Origin of the sequence: Haladaptatus sp. DJG-WS-42 (genome assembly GCF_037198285.1) — an archaeon.
Classification (GTDB): Archaea; Halobacteriota; Halobacteria; order Halobacteriales; family Halococcaceae; genus QDMS2.
The window spans coordinates 1,033,753-1,049,311 of record NZ_CP147243.1; the positions used below are offsets into that span (position 1 = coordinate 1,033,753).

Here is a 15,559-nt window from a genome sequence, read left to right on the forward strand (position 1 = left end):
TTGATGTGTCAGAGAGAACCAGACCGCAGTGGCGGTTCAGTTCTCGGCTTCCGACAATAAGCCCCGGACGCTCTCTTCGATGGAGTGTCTAACTTCCCAGCCAAGGCGCTCGTGGGCTCCAGAGGTATCGACGGCGAACGAATCGACGAGCGTCTCGCTGCGCGGGTTGTCGAGCAATGTGATATCGAGGTCGGTGCCGAGCAGGGCTGCGGCGTGACGTTGGACTAACTCGGCCACGTCCATGACGCTCGGATCTTCGTCGCTCGCAATCTCGTACTTCTCGACGCCGGTTTCGTCGGCGTCGAGTCGGTCGACGAGACGCTCTGCACTGCGGACGTACGCATTGGCAACGTCCTTTACGTGGACGTAGTTGCGCGCCTGCGTGCCGGGTTTGTACACCGTCAGTTCCTCGCCCGCGAGCGCGCGGTTGACGAAGAAGTTGATGACGGTGTTCTTCGAGATGGTTTTGCCCTCTAGTTCGTGTTTGCCGTACACGTTCGAAATCATGAACAGATGGGCCGGGAACGCTCCCTCGGCCATCGTCTCGATGGCGCGTTCACCGAGCAGTTTCGTCCGTCCGTACCAGTTGAGTGGCGCGCGCGGTTGGTCGACCGTAATTGGGAATTCTTGGGGGTCACCGAGCACAGCCATACTGAACGGAAAGACGAGCGCTGCGCCCGTTTTCTTACAGAACCACGCCACGTTGTTCGTGCCCTGAACGTTCACCTCGTAGGCGAGGTCTGCGTGCTGGTCACAGTCTTTGACACCGCTCACGGCGGCGAGGTGGATGACCACATCCGCGCCTTCCAAGGTCTCCTCTAACCGGTCGCGCTGGCGGATGTCGAGGTGCGAAATGTCCACGTCGCCGACCGAGCGAACCTGCCCGAGATAGAAGTTGTCGAACGCGACGAGTTCCCAGTCGGGGTGTTCTTCCTGAAGTTTTGCGATGACGCGACTGCCGATGTAGCCCGCGGCCCCCGTGATGGCGACGCGCGGTGTGTCCGTACTCATGATTGTCTGAAGTGGTCTGCGAGTTCGCGAACGCCCTCGCGGAGCGTCCATTCGGTCTGAAAGCCGGTATTCGCCAGCCGGTCGAAGTTGACGTGGTACGACGGGCCGGGGTGTTTGTCCTCTAAGTAAGTGATGTTGACCTCGCCCACCGCTTCGCTCACGACCTGTGCAATCTCCGAGATGCGGAAGTTCTGGTCGTTCGACCCGACGTTGTAGACGAACTCGGCCCAGTCGTCGGGGTTGAGCGCGGCGTGGGCGTAGGCGCGCGCGGCGTCTTTGACGTGGATGAACGGCCGCCAGTTGCTCCCGTCGCCGTAGACGGTGAGCGGGCGGCGCGTGAGCGCGCGGAAGACGAAGTGGTTGACGACGAGGTTGAATCGCACGCCGGGTGCGTAGCCGTAGTTCGTGCTCATCCGGAGGGCGGTCCCCTGCATGCTCGACTTGTCGATGGTTGCTTTCAACAACTCCTCTGCGGCCTGTTTCGACTCGGCGTAGGGGTTGAGCGGGTCGGTCGGCGTCTCCTCGGTGAGGTCCATGCTCGTCGCCCGGCCGTAGTTGTTACACGAGGAAGCGAACACGACGTTCGAAACGTCGAGTTTGCGCGCGGCCGTGAGGACGTTCTTCGTCCCTTCTAAGTTTACGTCGAAGGTCTCCTCGCGGCGGTCGTGAGTGCTGTCTGCACCCGTGATGGCGGCGAGGTGAATCACCGTCTGCACGTCGCGCATGGCGCTCTCGACGTCGCCGTACTCGCGGACGTCGCCCCGGCGAAAGTCGATGGAGTCGTCTAAGTTTGCCCCCATGAGGTTGCGCGGCGAGCCAAGCGAGTAGTTGTCGAGAATCACGATGTTCTCGACCTCGTCGTGTTGCTGGAGCAGGGGAACGAGGGCGCTCCCGATGTACCCACACCCGCCGGTGACGAGCACGTTCATGACTTAGTCCTCTAGGACGCTCGGGAGGAAACGGTCTTCGTAGGCGGTGATGGTGTCCTCATAGCGCGCGAGCGTAGTGAGGATGTCGCGGGTGCCGCTCTCGAAGTCCTGGGCCTGCTCGCCGATGAGCGCCATGTACTTCTCGTTTGCAATCTCCATCTTGTGCGTCTCGTCTTCGTCGCGTGGGTTCTCGAAGTGCTTGACAGCGGCGTCGTAGTCGAACTCTCCGGCGACGTCGGAGATGGTGTTTGCCATCTCGACGATGCTGATGGCGCGGGTGACCTGATTGTAGACGGTGAGGTCGTCCGGACGCTCTGCTGGGTCGGTGAGTGCGAGCTGTGCGAGGCCCTCGACGGCGTCTTCTAAGCTGATGAACGGCTTTCGCTGTTCGCCCTTGCCGTACACCGTGAGCGGGTAGCCCGCGACGGCCTGTGCGGCGAAGCGGTGGGAGACGACGCCGAAGTAGTAGTCGAAGTCAAAGCGCGTCTTCAGGCGGTTGTCCTCGCGGGTTTCTTCTGTTTCCGTGCCGTAGGTGATGGCCGTGCGCACGTCGGAGATCGGGATGCCGAACTGCTTGTTTGCGAGTCGGAGGTTCGCCGCGTCGTGGCTTTTCGTGAGGTGATACCAGCTGCCGGCCATGGCGGGGAACGGCACCTCGTCGCGCTCGCCTTGGTTTTCCATCGTCGCACCGCCTTCGGGAATCGGGAAGGTTGGCGCGCCGTAGACGCCCGTCGTCGTGGTCTCGATGAAGTGGGTGTCCGTGAGGTCGTGTTCCTCTAAGCCCCAGATGAGATTCCGCGTGGCCTGCATGTTGTTGTGCTGGGTGTAGTTCGCGCGCTCGCCGTTGATTTGCGAGTAGGGCGCGGAGGGCTGTGCCGCGGTGTGGACGATGGCGCTCGGCTCGTGGACCGTCAGGAGTTCATCGACGAACGACTTCTCGGTGAGGTCGCCTTCGATGAAGGAGAGGTTGGAAAGCCCCAGCGTCTCCTTTGCGGCCGCGAGGCGTTGGTCGATGCTCATGATGGGGACCGCGCTCGTCGCGCCGACCTCTTCGACCCAGCCACGTCGGGCGAAGTTGTCAACGAGAATCACGCGGTCGTCGGTCCGGTCTGCGATGCGGAGGGCGGTTGGCCAGCCAATATAGCCGTCGCCGCCAGTGACGAGAATGGGCATTAGTTACTCTAGTTCTGAGTAACAGAGTTTTTCAATAAATACTTTCTCGTTGTCGGCAGAACGGTTTGGTAACACGACCCGTAATGGTGCTGGTTTGTCTGACAATCGTAAGATTAGAAACAATTATGCTACTTGCAAGAGGGTATCAGCCATGAGCCCCGGTGCGCTGGAGGAGGCGGACGTACTGGAGTTTGGGCGGGCCCTGTCCCAGCTAAAACAAGCTGGAAGCATGGTTCTCGTAACTGGCAGCGTGCCCAAAGCTGCGTTTAGCGCCGTCTCACGCCAGATGCTCGGGGAATCCACGCTCCCGCGACGACGGCTGTTCGTCCTCACAGACACCACCGCAGATGCCGTCCGCGAGCGCGTGCCGCGAACCGCAGACCCACGCCAGACGCGCATCATCGAACAGCTCTCGATGACGCGAAGCGTCACCACCGCGACGGCGGGAAGCGACCCGACCGTCGAGTATGTCTCCAGCGACGAGTTGCCAGCGCTCATCGAGACCGCGTTCGACGCCATCGGCGCGCTCGAAGTGGGCGCAGCACCCGCAGAGTTGCGCGTGTGTGTCGATTCGCTCACGCCGCTCATCGAGCGCTATGGCAAGCAGCGAACCTTCACGGCGTTACACGCGCTGTGTTGGCGCGTTCGCCACGCGCGCGGGCTGGGCCACGCCCACTTACAGACAGATGCGACGGACGTCGTCGCGCTCTTTGCTGAGCTGTTTGACGCTCATGTCGAGCTTCGGGAACGAGCGGGCACGTTCCAACAGCGATGGCATCTTCGCGACGATGATGTGACAACGGCGTGGTTGACATTCGAGGCGGTGGGTGACATACAATGACCAAACACAGAATTTCTAAACTAGTAGATACATTTTTATCTTCATACAACAGTAAGGTAGCAACGACTGTCAGGTGTGGGAGAGCCGGGCAATCACCGAGGTGAGCGCACACGTGTACATTACGTATCGAGAATTAGACGGCGGAACCGGGCTAGAGATTACGGATACCATCGAACGGCGGCGGTATTCACTGCTCTCTGAGACGCCCGTCACACCGACAGGTATCGACACTGACAAATTCGCCTTTCCGATCGACGGCGCAGTTGCGATCGTCACCGAACGGCTGACGCTCCCAACCGTTGTGCCGGTGTACGTCCGCAACGCAGCGGGCGAGATGATCGCGGAGGCAGAACACTTTGCAGACGCGGACCTCCCGGCAGGCGAGTACAGCCTCGAGCTGTGCGCGCCGATGAAAATTTATCTGCGCGCCCGCGGGCCGCTCACCCTCGCAGGCGACGCACAGCAGCTTCACGTCGAGTTCGACGAACCGACCGAAGTGCTCGTCGGTGCGCGCTCACACCACAAGCACCCGGCCGGAACCGTCACGACGACCGAAGACCCGCGCGATTTGATGGCGGCCGTCTCGACGTTTGGCTCTGCGCTCAAGACGACGTCGCCGGAGCGCTCGTACCCGACGCTCAGAGGCCACCCACCGCTGGTTGAGCTCGGCGATGAACTCGATATTCCCGAGAATCTGGTGCGCCCCGACACGGGCATCACCATCGAGGTGCCCCCAGAGACGGGGTACATCTTCTGTGCCGCGCCACTCGTCTACTACCTCGGCGCAGACCTCGTCCCCGGCTTCGACGCGCGGCTCGTCACCGACGAGGGCTTCACCTTCCCGCTTGGCGACACGCCCAGAGAGTTCGAAAACACGGTCGAAGCCGTGCTCAAGCACGTGTTCTTCTTAGACTGCATCACGCGCACGGAGGGGTTGTATAAGCTGAATCTCCACGAGCGCCACGAGATTGCAGACCGCGTCGCGCTCGACTTCGCTTTACTTTACGACCAGTCGCTCGCCGCGCAGCTCGAAGCGTACCTCGCTGTGCCCTTCGAGACCGTCGAACCGCTCTTGCCCGAGTGGAAGCTCACCTCGCACGTCTCGCTGTCGCCAACGAGCATCGAGACGCTGCCGTTCCTCGTCGATGACCTCGCGGTTGTGCGAACCCCACAGGCAGAACAGGTTGCGCACGCGGACGCACAGATGGCGCTCGTAGACGAGTTCCTCCGCGACGGCAGCTTCATGCGCAGCGCCTCTGCGGCGTCTGCAGCACCCGCGTCGTACGTAAAGCCACAGGCGGTCACGTCGCTCGAACAGGCGTGGGTCGGCGACGGTGCGCCACTCGGCGCGAGCAAGACAACGACGCAAGCGTTCCACAACCATCTCGCGCGCGAGCTGTCCGACGGCGACATCGACATCACCGTCGTCTGCAACGACCCGCAGATGGACGAAGAGCGCGACATCGTAGACCGCGTCTATGGCTCGCGCTCTGACCTGCTGTTCGACGTGACCATCAAACACGACCTCACGACCGCAGAACTCGCGGCCGTGCTCACGAGTCAGACCGAGTTCCTCCACTACATTGGCCACATCGACGCGGAAGGCTTCGAGTGCGTCGACGGGAAACTCGACGTGTCCACGCTCGATGACGTTGGCATAGACGCCTTCTTCCTCAACGCCTGTTCCTCCTACGACCAAGGAATGGCGCTCATCGAGAAGGGTTCGATTGGCGGTATCGTCACGCTCTCTGATGTCATCAACAGCGGGGCGGTTCGCATCGGAAGTACGGTTGCACGCCTGCTCAACGGTGGGTTCCCGCTTTCCTCCGCGCTCGAAGTGGCGAAAGGCGAGAGCATCGTTGGCGGCCAGTACGCCGTGATTGGCGACGGCGGGCTCGCGGTTGCACAGGCAGACAGCGGAACACCGCTGGTCTGGGAGCTAACCGCGCTCGAAGACGACCAGTACGAAGTTGAAATGAAAACCTACCCGACCTGTGAACGCGGGATGGGGAGCCTCATCGTGCCGTACTTTGAGAGTAACAACGAGTACTTCCTGAACTCTGGGACGCTTGAGCCGTTCACCGTTTCTGCAGGTGAACTCCTGCGGCTATTCATTATGGAGGATTTCCCGGTGAGAATGGACGGACAACTTCGGTGGTCGAGCGAGATCACGCACAGCGAACTGTAACTTTGTTTTTACGGGCCGCCAACGGTGCCTGCCACGCCGGCTGCTGCATTCCCGACGGAGCTGAGCAGGAGCATCAGCATGAACAGCGCGCCGGTCATCTGGGGGTTCTCTGCGAGGTATGCTTTGAGTGAGCTTTCGGACATTACAACCTCTCAGATGAGGGGCGAGAATATATAATTATTCTAATATATCTGCTATAAAATTAATGTAACAAAACATTTGTGATAAATGGTGTTGCTAGCGCTAGCAGATGACACAAGAAAATAGTTCGGTAACCGAGAACAAAATTCTTTTCCCCGCGTAGACACGACGTGAGCGTAGAAATTCGGCACCTCGCCTGCGCTCACACACTCATGAATTCGGACACGACTCGGCACGAAAACTCCCCAACTCCACGGCTTCGAGCCGCAGTTTCAGAATCGAAACTGGGGCAGTTCGTCGCGGTGGGTCGCACGGCGGCAGGTGAGTCAGTCACCGCGCAGGGAGTGGACACCCTCGAACACGCAACACACCAGTCGCGCGTCGTGTCCACTGGCAGGCGCGCCACAGCCCGCGTTGGCGAGCTGACGCGGCGGTCGTCTCTCTTTCGCTGGCTCACCGCCGAGCCAGAACCAGAAATCATCGTCATCGACCTGCGCGAAACGTGGACAGTCGGCCCTTTCATCGCCCTTCTCGACCGATTCGTTGCCGCCGCCGAACCCCACATCGCGTCGCTCGGCATCGGCACTGCCGCGAGACGCCTCACAAACGCCCTCTCGCGTGCGCCAGTTCGCATCGCTGGCCTTCTGAGCGTGTTCTTGTTCTCAGGGCTGGTCGCGGCAGCGCTACTCACAGGGACGCTCACACGGCCCGCCATGGGCGCGTACGCCATCGTCCTCGGACTTGCCCTCGCCGCGACGCGCGTGGGGCTGTCGTGGCGTGAGCTCGGCGAGACGAAATTCGGAAACGCAGTTGCGGCGGCGTTCGAGCCGCCCGAATACGACGACCGACGCTGACTACTCGACGGTCACACTCTTTGCGAGGTTGCGCGGCTTGTCAATCGACCGCCCGAGCTGTGCGGCCGTGTAGTAGGCGAGCAACTGGAGCGGGACGTTTCCGAGAATCGGCGCGGTGCGCGGGTGACTCTCGGGGATGCGAATGACGTGGTCTGCGTAGCGTTCGACGTCGGACTGGCCGTCGGTGACGGCGATGACCGGCGCGTCGCGCGCCTCGACTTCTTTGACGTTGCCAATGGTTTTGCGCGCAATCTCGTCGTCGCCCGTGACGATGGCGATGACCGGCGTCTTATCGGAGACGAGCGCGAGCGGGCCGTGTTTGAGTTCGCCCGCCGCGAAGCCCTCTGCATGCTTGTACGTGATCTCCTTCATCTTGAGCGCGCCTTCGAGCGCGACGGGGAAGTTGAGCCCCCGCCCGATGAAGAAGTACGCATCCGCGTCTAAGTACTCCTCTGCAATTGCTTCGGTGAGCGGCGCTTCGTCGAGAATCGCCTGCACCGCGCTTGGGAGGTCACGGAACGCCTCAATGATGTCGCGCTTGGTCGAGGACGTGACTGGCGCGGTGGCCATGACGAGCAGTGTCATCGCCGCGAGTTGCGAGGCGAACGTCTTCGAAGCGGCGACCCCGATTTCGGGACCGGCGCGGATGTAGAAGACGTGGTCACACTCCCGAGAGACCGTGCTCCCGATGACGTTGGTGACGCCGAGCGTCGTCGCCCCGCGGCGCTTTGCCTCGCGTAGCGCAGAGAGCGTGTCTGCGGTCTCACCGGACTGGGTGACGCCGATGACGAGGTCGTCGCCCGTAGGCGGTGGCGACGTGGTAAACTCGCTCGCAAGGAACGCCTGGGCGGGAATCCCGGCTTCGCGGAACAGCTCTGCCCCGTACATCGCGGCGTGGTACGAGGTTCCACAGGCGACGAACTGGACGCCCGTTGGCTGTAACGCACCGAGTTCTTCGATGGTGATCGAGCCGGTGAGTTCGTTCATCCGGCCTCGGAGACACTGGCGCAGCGCGCGGGGCTGTTCGTGAATCTCCTTTATCATGAAGTGGTCGTAGCCACTCTTGCCCGTCTCCTCTGCGTTCCACTCGATTGTGTGAATCTCTTTGTCGTGGCGCGTTCCCGAGTGGTCGGTGACGTACCATTCGCGCTCGTTGATGATGGCGATTTCACCGTCTTCTACGTACACCACTTGGTCCGTGTAATCACGGAACGCGGGCACGTCGCTGCCGAGATACGTGGCATCCTCTGCGATGCCGAGGACGAGCGGCGAGTCTTGGCGCGCCGCGTAGATGGTGTCGTGACCCGCGAACACGGCGAGAATCGCGTAGCTCCCCTCGATGGTCTTGATAGCGTCGTAGAACGCCTCTTTCTGGGTCATGCCCGCGTCGAGGTTTCGCTCGATGAGGTGAGACACCACTTCGGTGTCGGTGTCGCTTTGGAACTCGTGGCCCTGGTCGGTGAGTTCGTCGCGCAACAATTGGTAGTTCTCGATGATGCCGTTGTGAATCACCGCCACATCGCCCGTGCAGTCTTGGTGCGGGTGAGAATTGCGGTCGTTTGGCGGGCCGTGTGTTGACCACCGAGTGTGACCAATACCGAGCCGTCCGCCTAGCTCTGCGCCCTTCACTGCCTGTTCTAAGTTGACGAGTTCGCCCTGGCGCTTGACGACGGAGATGTCGTCGTCTACGAGCGCGACGCCCGCAGAGTCGTAGCCGCGGTATTCGAGCTTCGACAGCCCGTTCATCAGTACATCTAACGTTTCCCCCTCTCGGCCAACGCAGCCAATAATTCCACACATTATCTCATCACCTCTGCCCCTTCCACGATGTAGCCCGAAATCTGGACCCCCGTGTGGAGGTGGGCTCCCGAACCCACAAGCGTGCCCGGTGCGACGCTGATAGCCCCCTCTGCGCGGACGCGGTCTGCAAACACCGCGCCGAGTTCCTGGTCTTGATACACGTGGGCGTTGATGCGCACGTCCGCCGGGCCACCGGGCACGATGGTGCTCGCGCCGAGGTGGACGTCTTGGCCCGTCACGCAGTCGATGAGGACGCTCCCGGGCCCAACCCGGGTGTCTGCGTCGATGACCGACTGTTCGACGGTCGCGTTCGCACCAATCGTGACGTTGCGCCCGAGTGCGACGTTCGGGCCGATGACCGACCCGGGGCCGACGACGCAATCAGGACCGATGACGACGGGGCCGAGCAGCGTCGCATCCTCGTGGACGAGCGCGCTGTCTGCGACCCACACCTCACCGTCTTCGCTTGGCTCCTCAACGCGCCCACGCGCGAGCAGCTCGCGGTTCATGTGAAGGATGTCCCACGGGTAGGTTGCGTCCACCCACATACCCTCAGTGCGTACGCCACGAACCACGGTGCCCTCGTCGATGAGGCGCGAGATGGTCGTGGTAAGTGCGAGTTCGCCGTCTTCCCGAGGTGTCTGGTCGATGGCGTCGAAAATCGACGCGTCGAAGGCGTACACCCCGGCGTTGATGAGCCGTGAGATAGCCACATCGGGCTTCTCGACGAGCTGTTGGATGCGACCGCCGTCTAAGACGACCGTCCCGTAGCGGTTCGGGTGGTCGCGTTCGAGGACGGCGAGCGCGGGCGTGCCGTACTGCTCGTAGGCATCCATCACGTCTTTGACGATGCCGGGTTCGAGCGCGCGGTCGCCGTTTACGACGATCATCGACTCCGTAACGGCCTCTTGTGCTTGCAACAGCGCGTGGCCGCTGCCGAGTTGTTTCTCTTGGACGTGATATGAAAGTGGTACGTTCCGGTAGGAGTGGCCGAAGTACTCCTGGACGCGGTCGCGTTTGTACCCGACGACCACGTGAATCTGTTCTATGCCTGCGTCGATGAGCGCATCAAAGACGTAGGCCATTACCGGACGGTTCGCCGCCGGAAGCATCGGCTTCGGGCGGTTGCGCGTCAACGGATGTAAGCGAGTCCCCTCCCCTGCCGCCAGCACGACGGCTGTTCTAACACCCATGTACATTACATTGACATCAGAGAGTAAGAACGTTCTGTCCTAAGAACAATATTGCGACAGGTCAGGCGAGTGTAAGCACGCCGCCAAGAATGGCGAGTGCGCCAAGCCCAACGCAAACCGCCCAGAACGCAACCCGGTGGACGACGCGCATGAGCGCGTCGATGGTTAGGTAGCCCACGACGGCGGCGACACACAGCGCGAACAGCGCCGGGCCAGGGTCGATGGCCGGGACACCCTCGGTGAGCACGGTGAGCGCACCCGCGGCGAACGCCGCTGGAATCGAGAGCAAAAAGGAAAGGCGGAGCGCAGACGGCCCATCGTGGCCGCGAAGGAGCAGTGCGCTCGCGGTGGTTCCAGAGCGCGAGACGCCCGGAAGGATGGCGAGTCCTTGGAGACCGCCGACGAGCACGGCGTCGAGGAGTGACGGTTCCTCACGAGTCCCGAGCGAGAGCCGGTCAGCCCCTCGGAGGACGAGGCCGGTCGCGACGAGCAAAACACCGATGAGCGCGACGAAGGCACCCCCCGTGAGCGCCGAGGCGAGGTCCATCAGCGCGGTGTAGGCGACGAGGCCGACCACGCCCGAAGCGAGCGTGGCGAGGGCGAGAAACGAGAGGTCTGCCGTTTCGCTGTCAAAGGCCTCGCGCGGTCGCCACTGTGGGAGCGAGGCGAGCACTGAGACCACTTCGTCACGGTAGTACGCGAGCGCGGAGACGGCCGTGCCGCCGTGTAAGAACAATGAGAACTGGACGGCAACCTGCGGCGAGACGCCCTGAAACGCCGTGAGAAAGAGGGTGATGTTCCCCTCACTGGAGATGGGGAGCCACTCGAAGATGCCCTGTAAGATGCCGACGACGAGGGCGAGGAGCCACGAATTCATATTCTGACAGTTTCGCGGGAGTACAAAGGTCGTTCGGATTTCCTGAGCGCGACGTTTTCAGCACGGCTCTCCTATCTCCATGAAGAGGTGAGCGGTGAGAGTGAACTGTGGAGGCAAGGAGGGGGGTATCGACAGACGAGAAACCAGACACGATCATGCAATTCATTGCAACACTCACACACAGCCCAGACCATTGCTGGGCACGCGAAGACCGAGCCGACGACGCCCGCGAGTGGATTTCAACCATGCACACCCGCGCAGAGGAACAAGGCATCCACCTCCAAGGCGCGTACGTCGCAACCAACGAACACACGTTCTACTTCATTCTCGAATCTGACGACTTTGGGGCCGTTTCGTCGTTCCTTGGCCCACCGCTGCTGACCGACCATACGGCGCACATCACGCCCGTTGGAAACCTAGAGGAGATCGCCCGCATCTTCATCGAGATGGAGTGACGGCGACACCACGTTTTATCTCGCGTCTGCCCAACTGTCAGCGTATGACAACGGTGGCGGAATACGAAACGTTGCTGCGCGAGGCGCTGCTCGCGCTCCCGCCGTGGCAGGGCGTGGTGGTGACGATTGGGGTCTCGCTCCTCGTCGCAAAAGGGATTGAACTCCTCGGGAAGACGGTCATTCCGCGGCTCACCGCGCGCATCGAGGGCGAAGTCGATGACGTGATTTTCAAAACGATTCAAGCGCCACTCTACGTCTCGGTCGTCCTCATCGGGGCGTACATCGCCACCGTGCCGCTCGGCCTCGCGCCCGCCGTCGATGCGCCACTGCTCGCCGGGACGCTTTCGACGCTCACCGTCCTCTGGGCCTTTACGCTCACCCGCCTCGGGCGGAAGGTGTCGAAAGCCGTCACCGCCGGCAAAGAGTTCGACTAGACCGTCGTCCCCATCTTCCAGAACGTCTGGTCGGCAGTCATTCTCGGGGCCACCATCTTCCTCTTGCTCACGTTCTGGGAAATCGATATCACGCCGTTTCTCGCCTCTGCGGGGATTATCGGGATTGTGGTTGGGCTCGCCGCCCGCGACACGATTGCGAACTTCTTCGGCGGCATCGCGCTCTATTTCGACGGCACGTACGCCGTGGGCGACTACATCGTCCTCGAATCGGGCGAGCGCGGCCGGGTCGAAGACATCTCGATTCGCAGCACCGTCATCCGCACGCGTGACGACCTGCTCGTGACCGTTCCGAACGCCGTGCTCAACTCTGCGCGCATCGTGAACGAATCGACCCCCGAGCGCGAGCGCCGGATTCGCCTCCCGGTGGGCGTTGCCTACGGCAGCGACGTAGACCGCGTCGAGGAAGTGTTGCTCGCAGAGGCGAACGCTGAAAACCTCGTCCTCGAACAGCCCCACCCGCGCGTGCGATTCCGGGGCTTTGGTGATTCGGCGCTCGACTTCGAGTTGCTCTGCTGGATTAGCGACCCTGTCTTGCGCGGGCGAGCCACCCACGAGATGAACAAGCGCATCTACCAAGCGTTCGGCCGCGAGAACATCGAAATCCCGTTCCCACAGCGCGTGGTCACGATGACCGACGAGCCGCCAACAGAGCCGTTTGTATCCTCGGACAGCGTCGTCGGCGACGGCGGCGAATGACCAGAAAACAATAACTCATATTTCAGAGATATTCACGATATAAGGTACGACCCTATAGCGGTCTCCATATGACACTGTTCGATAACGTCCGTAAGGTTCTTGCTGTGACGAGGGAAACAGAGGCTATGGGGGAGTACGGGATAATCACCTGTCCAGTCTGTGACCAACGCTACGTCCGGAGTGGAGTGGAGGCCATAGACCGAGCAACGCTGAAAGAACTCGCCCGAAACCATCTCAAGACCCATCGGCTCGACGAGAGCAAGCGCGGCATCTACGGCGTGTTGATGGTCGAGCAGATGGAGCGATTGCAGGCCATCGAAAACGAAATCATCACCTAACCGTGCACCTATACTGCCACGACGTGCTGTCAGAGAGGTGAGACCGCAACAGGAGAGTCCGTGGCCATCACCCTCAACTTCTGTGGCATCCTCGAAGTGACCGACGAGCCGGACGTGACCCAAACGACCGCCATCTCGCGTTCGCCGGTCTACGCCGCGCACTGTTTTGTTCATTTTATCTCCCCAGAAAGCCCGGCGAAAGCGCCAAGAAATGCCAATATAGCCACACGCACCGTTTAAAATGCACAGGTCCACAGATAGAATAAAATCGGCTCAAGAGATGTGAAAGGGTTACCCAATGCGATATTAGGCACCCGATAGTTAGTAGACCAACACGTTTTGGTCAGGGTGCATGGTACGACCCTCCAGACGGACGTTCCTGAAAGGTATCGGTGTGGCTGGCGCGGCCGGCCTCGTCGGCACAAATGCAATTGCAGCAACCCCGGACGGGGAGACACCAGACTGGCCCGTGAGCCGTGGCACGGACGGGCGGACGGGGTACACCACAGGTCGAGGGCCACAACCCTATGCTGGTCCCGGCTGGTCACCTGGCGACGAACTCTCAGACCCCACAGAAGTGACGGTCGTAGACGGTTCCGCCTACGTTGGGACAGTTGGCTCGTACGACGTCGACGCGAGCACAGGCGAGGTCGCCGCCTACGACGGCACGGACGGTGGCCTCCGCTGGATTCGCGACGACGACAGTATCGGTGCGGTGATCGCGGCCCCGACGGTCGCAGACGGCCGCGTGTTCGTCGCCGCTCGCCCAGCAATCAGCTACACGGAAGGTGGCCGACAGGGTGAGACGCCACCGAACGGCGGCATTTTGGCCCTCGACGCAGAAACCGGCGAGACGCTCTGGACGAACAAGGAGTTGCGGTACACGAACGGTGCAGTGCTCGTTCGTGACGACACGGCGTACGCCATCTCAGGGGCGACGGTGTACGCCCTCGCTACCGCGACGGGCGACGTACAGTGGAGCGTCGAAGTAGACGATACCAACTTCCTCAGCACGCTGGTGTTCGGTGAGGAGACGCTCTACGCGGCAGGCGGCCAAACGATTGTGGCGCTTGGAACCGATGGAACCGTCCAGTGGCAGTCGGATGCCCCCGACGGTGTCGATGCAAACACGCTTGCCGCCGCCGACATCCACCTCTACCTTACGATGGCATCTGGCGCGGCATCGACCTCAGACACGGTGTGGGCACTCTCGCAAGCAGACGGTTCGGTGGTCTGGGAGACGCAGGTCGCTGCCGATTTCGAGGACAGCGAGCCAAACAACCTGAGTCCCCCTGCAGTGGCCAACGGAACGGTGTACGTCTCCTCCGAGGATGACGACGAACGCGTCGGCGCGGTTCACGCGCTCTCCACCGAGACGGGCGAGGAACAGTGGCAGTTCGTCTCGGCCGCGAAACTCGTGGGCAAGCCTGCCGTCACCGACGGCACCATCTACGTCGGGGGGCAGTACACGACCATGGCCGCCGTCGAAAGCGAACGCGAAGCAGGCTACTTCGAACACGGAGCCGACTACGTCGATACGGCCTACGCCCGGCCCATCGTGTACGCACTCGACACGGACGATGGGTCAGAGCAGTGGAGTTACGGCATCGACGAGGCCGGGGCCGACTACTTCGCACTCTCCACCGTACCCGCAAATGACCACCTCTACGTACAGGTCTCCGGTACGCGAACCCCACCGTACGGCGCAGTAGGTGGTGTGTACGCACTCGCTTCGAGCGAGAGTATGCCCGGCCCCGAGCACACGCTGGTGGATGACTCGCCAAAGGAACCGGAGCGCGAACCGGTCAAAGCATACATCACGACCGCTCCCGAGAACGCTGAGGAGGTAGATTTCGACTCAGGCGCGACCGTGACGCTCTCGGGAACTGAGTCGAGTTCACCGAACGGCGCAATTACGAGCTACGAATGGGACATAGACGAGGACGGCGAGTACGAGCAGACGGGTGAAACCACTGAGGTGGAACTTGACTACTGTGGCATCCTCACGATGACCCTCCGAGTGACCGACGAGACCGGTGCGACCCAGACGACCAGCATCGAACTCTCGACGGTTTAATCTACCCCCACAGTTTTCGATTCCAGAAGTCAGTCGCCATCCGAACTAGTCGGTTCGGACAGCCCCTGTCTGAACGCCTTCACTGTCCGAAGCACAACCCAACAGAGCGCGACCGCGACAATCCCGACGAACGCCAGATACACCGTGTTGGCGGTGTCGAGACCCCACTGCGTGAGTGCGACGAGCAGTGAGCCAACGACGAGGAACGTTGCGAGCGCCACGATTGCGAGGATGAGATGGCGTGCGAGTCGCACACCTCGACGGCCTCGGTGTAAGTACGCGAAGCCGTGAAGTCTGACTGCGGCGATGTCGGAGGCGACCTGTGCCCCGACGATGAGCGTGACAACGTGAAGGGCAGTTCTCACGCTATCGGTGAGCAGCGACGTTGCGCCTGCAACACCTGCGAGCAGTTCGACGCTGTGGAAGAGGACGGACGCAACGGGGACCGGAAACAAGAGGAATGCCCCAAACCACACAGCGGCGGTGGTGAGCAGCGAACGGTTGGAGGAGGCCATACACACCGGTTCGCGA

Annotated in this window: 16 protein-coding genes; 8 read left to right on the forward strand and 8 right to left on the reverse strand. The window is 61.6% G+C overall.

Features of this window, described 5'->3' with window-relative positions; translation table 11 throughout:
• Nucleotides 1-36: 36 nt before the first annotated feature.
• From V5N47_RS05680 to V5N47_RS05690, 3 genes are read right to left on the reverse strand one after another with little or no spacing between them, the layout of a single operon-like run.
• A complete protein-coding gene (locus tag V5N47_RS05680) occupies nucleotides 37-1,011 on the reverse strand; it encodes an NAD(P)-dependent oxidoreductase (protein ID WP_338729898.1) in 975 nt (324 codons plus the stop codon).
• Nucleotides 1,008-1,940 (reverse strand): NAD(P)-dependent oxidoreductase, encoded by a 933-nt coding sequence (locus V5N47_RS05685; protein ID WP_338729899.1) that lies wholly within the window; start codon nucleotides 1,938-1,940, stop codon nucleotides 1,008-1,010. Before V5N47_RS05685 ends, V5N47_RS05680 begins: the two co-directional genes overlap by 4 nt.
• A 3-nt stretch (nucleotides 1,941-1,943) precedes the next feature.
• Nucleotides 1,944-3,113 (reverse strand): NAD-dependent epimerase/dehydratase family protein, encoded by a 1,170-nt coding sequence (locus V5N47_RS05690; RefSeq protein ID WP_338729900.1) that lies wholly within the window; start codon nucleotides 3,111-3,113, stop codon nucleotides 1,944-1,946.
• A 151-nt stretch (nucleotides 3,114-3,264) separates the two neighbouring features.
• On the opposite strand from V5N47_RS05690, the gene V5N47_RS05695 reads away from it, so the two are divergent.
• Both V5N47_RS05695 and V5N47_RS05700 read left to right on the forward strand, forming a co-directional pair.
• The gene (locus tag V5N47_RS05695; protein ID WP_338729902.1) at nucleotides 3,265-3,954 is read left to right on the forward strand and encodes a hypothetical protein; all 690 of its coding nucleotides are present in this window, start codon (nucleotides 3,265-3,267) and stop codon (nucleotides 3,952-3,954) included.
• Between the two features lie 100 nt (nucleotides 3,955-4,054).
• Nucleotides 4,055-6,142, forward strand: coding sequence for a hypothetical protein (locus V5N47_RS05700; RefSeq protein WP_338729903.1), 2,088 nt, complete (start codon nucleotides 4,055-4,057; stop codon nucleotides 6,140-6,142).
• A gap of 8 nt (nucleotides 6,143-6,150) precedes the next feature.
• On the opposite strand, the gene V5N47_RS05705 is transcribed toward V5N47_RS05700, so the two are convergent.
• Entirely contained in the window at nucleotides 6,151-6,285 is a 135-nt protein-coding gene (locus V5N47_RS05705) for a hypothetical protein (RefSeq protein WP_338729904.1), read from the reverse strand.
• A gap of 210 nt (nucleotides 6,286-6,495) precedes the next feature.
• Here V5N47_RS05705 and V5N47_RS05710 point away from each other — a divergent pair, with 210 nt between their 5' ends.
• The gene (locus V5N47_RS05710; protein ID WP_338729905.1) at nucleotides 6,496-7,137 is read left to right on the forward strand and encodes a hypothetical protein; all 642 of its coding nucleotides are present in this window, start codon (nucleotides 6,496-6,498) and stop codon (nucleotides 7,135-7,137) included.
• Here the strand turns inward: V5N47_RS05710 and glmS are convergent, their stop codons facing one another.
• The 3 genes from glmS to V5N47_RS05725 all read right to left on the reverse strand — a co-directional run bounded on the left by glmS (nucleotide 7,138) and on the right by V5N47_RS05725 (nucleotide 11,007).
• The gene (gene glmS / locus V5N47_RS05715) at nucleotides 7,138-8,937 is read right to left on the reverse strand and encodes a glutamine--fructose-6-phosphate transaminase (isomerizing) (protein ID WP_338729906.1); all 1,800 of its coding nucleotides are present in this window, start codon (nucleotides 8,935-8,937) and stop codon (nucleotides 7,138-7,140) included.
• Nucleotides 8,937-10,130 carry a bifunctional sugar-1-phosphate nucleotidylyltransferase/acetyltransferase gene (gene glmU, locus V5N47_RS05720; RefSeq protein ID WP_338729907.1) on the reverse strand — a complete coding sequence of 398 codons (1,194 nt, stop codon included), beginning with the start codon at nucleotides 10,128-10,130 and terminating at the stop codon, nucleotides 8,937-8,939. The genes glmS and glmU overlap by 1 nt, the downstream gene beginning before the upstream one ends.
• 61 nt (nucleotides 10,131-10,191) lie before the next feature.
• Nucleotides 10,192-11,007 (reverse strand): undecaprenyl-diphosphate phosphatase, encoded by an 816-nt coding sequence (locus V5N47_RS05725; RefSeq protein ID WP_338729908.1) that lies wholly within the window; start codon nucleotides 11,005-11,007, stop codon nucleotides 10,192-10,194.
• A 155-nt stretch (nucleotides 11,008-11,162) separates the two neighbouring features.
• Here V5N47_RS05725 and V5N47_RS05730 point away from each other — a divergent pair, with 155 nt between their 5' ends.
• The 5 genes from V5N47_RS05730 to V5N47_RS05750 all read left to right on the forward strand — a co-directional run bounded on the left by V5N47_RS05730 (nucleotide 11,163) and on the right by V5N47_RS05750 (nucleotide 15,028).
• A complete protein-coding gene (locus V5N47_RS05730) occupies nucleotides 11,163-11,462 on the forward strand; it encodes a DUF3303 family protein (RefSeq protein WP_332897181.1) in 300 nt (99 codons plus the stop codon).
• Nucleotides 11,463-11,506: 44 nt separating this feature from the next.
• Nucleotides 11,507-11,896 carry a hypothetical protein gene (locus V5N47_RS05735; protein WP_338729909.1) on the forward strand — a complete coding sequence of 130 codons (390 nt, stop codon included), beginning with the start codon at nucleotides 11,507-11,509 and terminating at the stop codon, nucleotides 11,894-11,896.
• Nucleotides 11,897-11,959: 63 nt separating this feature from the next.
• On the forward strand, nucleotides 11,960-12,613 hold the full coding sequence (locus V5N47_RS05740; protein ID WP_338729910.1) for a mechanosensitive ion channel family protein: 654 nt from the start codon (nucleotides 11,960-11,962) through the stop codon (nucleotides 12,611-12,613).
• A 125-nt stretch (nucleotides 12,614-12,738) separates the two neighbouring features.
• Nucleotides 12,739-12,951, forward strand: a complete 213-nt coding sequence (locus tag V5N47_RS05745; RefSeq protein ID WP_338729911.1) for a hypothetical protein — start codon at nucleotides 12,739-12,741, stop codon at nucleotides 12,949-12,951.
• 352 nt (nucleotides 12,952-13,303) lie between these two features.
• Complete coding sequence (locus tag V5N47_RS05750; protein WP_338729912.1) at nucleotides 13,304-15,028, forward strand: PQQ-binding-like beta-propeller repeat protein; 1,725 nt, start codon at nucleotides 13,304-13,306, stop codon at nucleotides 15,026-15,028.
• A gap of 29 nt (nucleotides 15,029-15,057) precedes the next feature.
• Here V5N47_RS05750 and V5N47_RS05755 read toward each other — a convergent pair whose 3' ends face one another.
• Nucleotides 15,058-15,543, reverse strand: a complete 486-nt coding sequence (locus V5N47_RS05755; protein WP_338729913.1) for a hypothetical protein — start codon at nucleotides 15,541-15,543, stop codon at nucleotides 15,058-15,060.
• Between the last annotated feature and the right edge of the window lie 16 nt (nucleotides 15,544-15,559).

Excerpts from the sequence above, each read along its gene's own strand:
- V5N47_RS05680 (WP_338729898.1), bottom strand. The coding sequence starts at position 1,011 with ATGAGTACGGACACACCGCGCGTCGCCATCACGGGGGCCGCGGGCTAC.
- V5N47_RS05685 (WP_338729899.1), bottom strand. The coding sequence starts at position 1,940 with ATGAACGTGCTCGTCACCGGCGGGTGTGGGTACATCGGGAGCGCCCTC.
- V5N47_RS05690 (WP_338729900.1), bottom strand. The coding sequence starts at position 3,113 with ATGCCCATTCTCGTCACTGGCGGCGACGGCTATATTGGCTGGCCAACC.
- V5N47_RS05695 (WP_338729902.1), top strand. The coding sequence starts at position 3,265 with ATGAGCCCCGGTGCGCTGGAGGAGGCGGACGTACTGGAGTTTGGGCGG.
- V5N47_RS05705 (WP_338729904.1), bottom strand. The coding sequence starts at position 6,285 with ATGTCCGAAAGCTCACTCAAAGCATACCTCGCAGAGAACCCCCAGATG.
- V5N47_RS05710 (WP_338729905.1), top strand. The coding sequence starts at position 6,496 with ATGAATTCGGACACGACTCGGCACGAAAACTCCCCAACTCCACGGCTT.
- glmS (WP_338729906.1), bottom strand. The coding sequence starts at position 8,937 with ATGTGTGGAATTATTGGCTGCGTTGGCCGAGAGGGGGAAACGTTAGAT.
- glmU (WP_338729907.1), bottom strand. The coding sequence starts at position 10,130 with ATGGGTGTTAGAACAGCCGTCGTGCTGGCGGCAGGGGAGGGGACTCGC.
- V5N47_RS05725 (WP_338729908.1), bottom strand. The coding sequence starts at position 11,007 with ATGAATTCGTGGCTCCTCGCCCTCGTCGTCGGCATCTTACAGGGCATC.
- V5N47_RS05730 (WP_332897181.1), top strand. The coding sequence starts at position 11,163 with ATGCAATTCATTGCAACACTCACACACAGCCCAGACCATTGCTGGGCA.
- V5N47_RS05735 (WP_338729909.1), top strand. The coding sequence starts at position 11,507 with ATGACAACGGTGGCGGAATACGAAACGTTGCTGCGCGAGGCGCTGCTC.
- V5N47_RS05745 (WP_338729911.1), top strand. The coding sequence starts at position 12,739 with ATGGGGGAGTACGGGATAATCACCTGTCCAGTCTGTGACCAACGCTAC.
- V5N47_RS05750 (WP_338729912.1), top strand. The coding sequence starts at position 13,304 with ATGGTACGACCCTCCAGACGGACGTTCCTGAAAGGTATCGGTGTGGCT.
- V5N47_RS05755 (WP_338729913.1), bottom strand. The coding sequence starts at position 15,543 with ATGGCCTCCTCCAACCGTTCGCTGCTCACCACCGCCGCTGTGTGGTTT.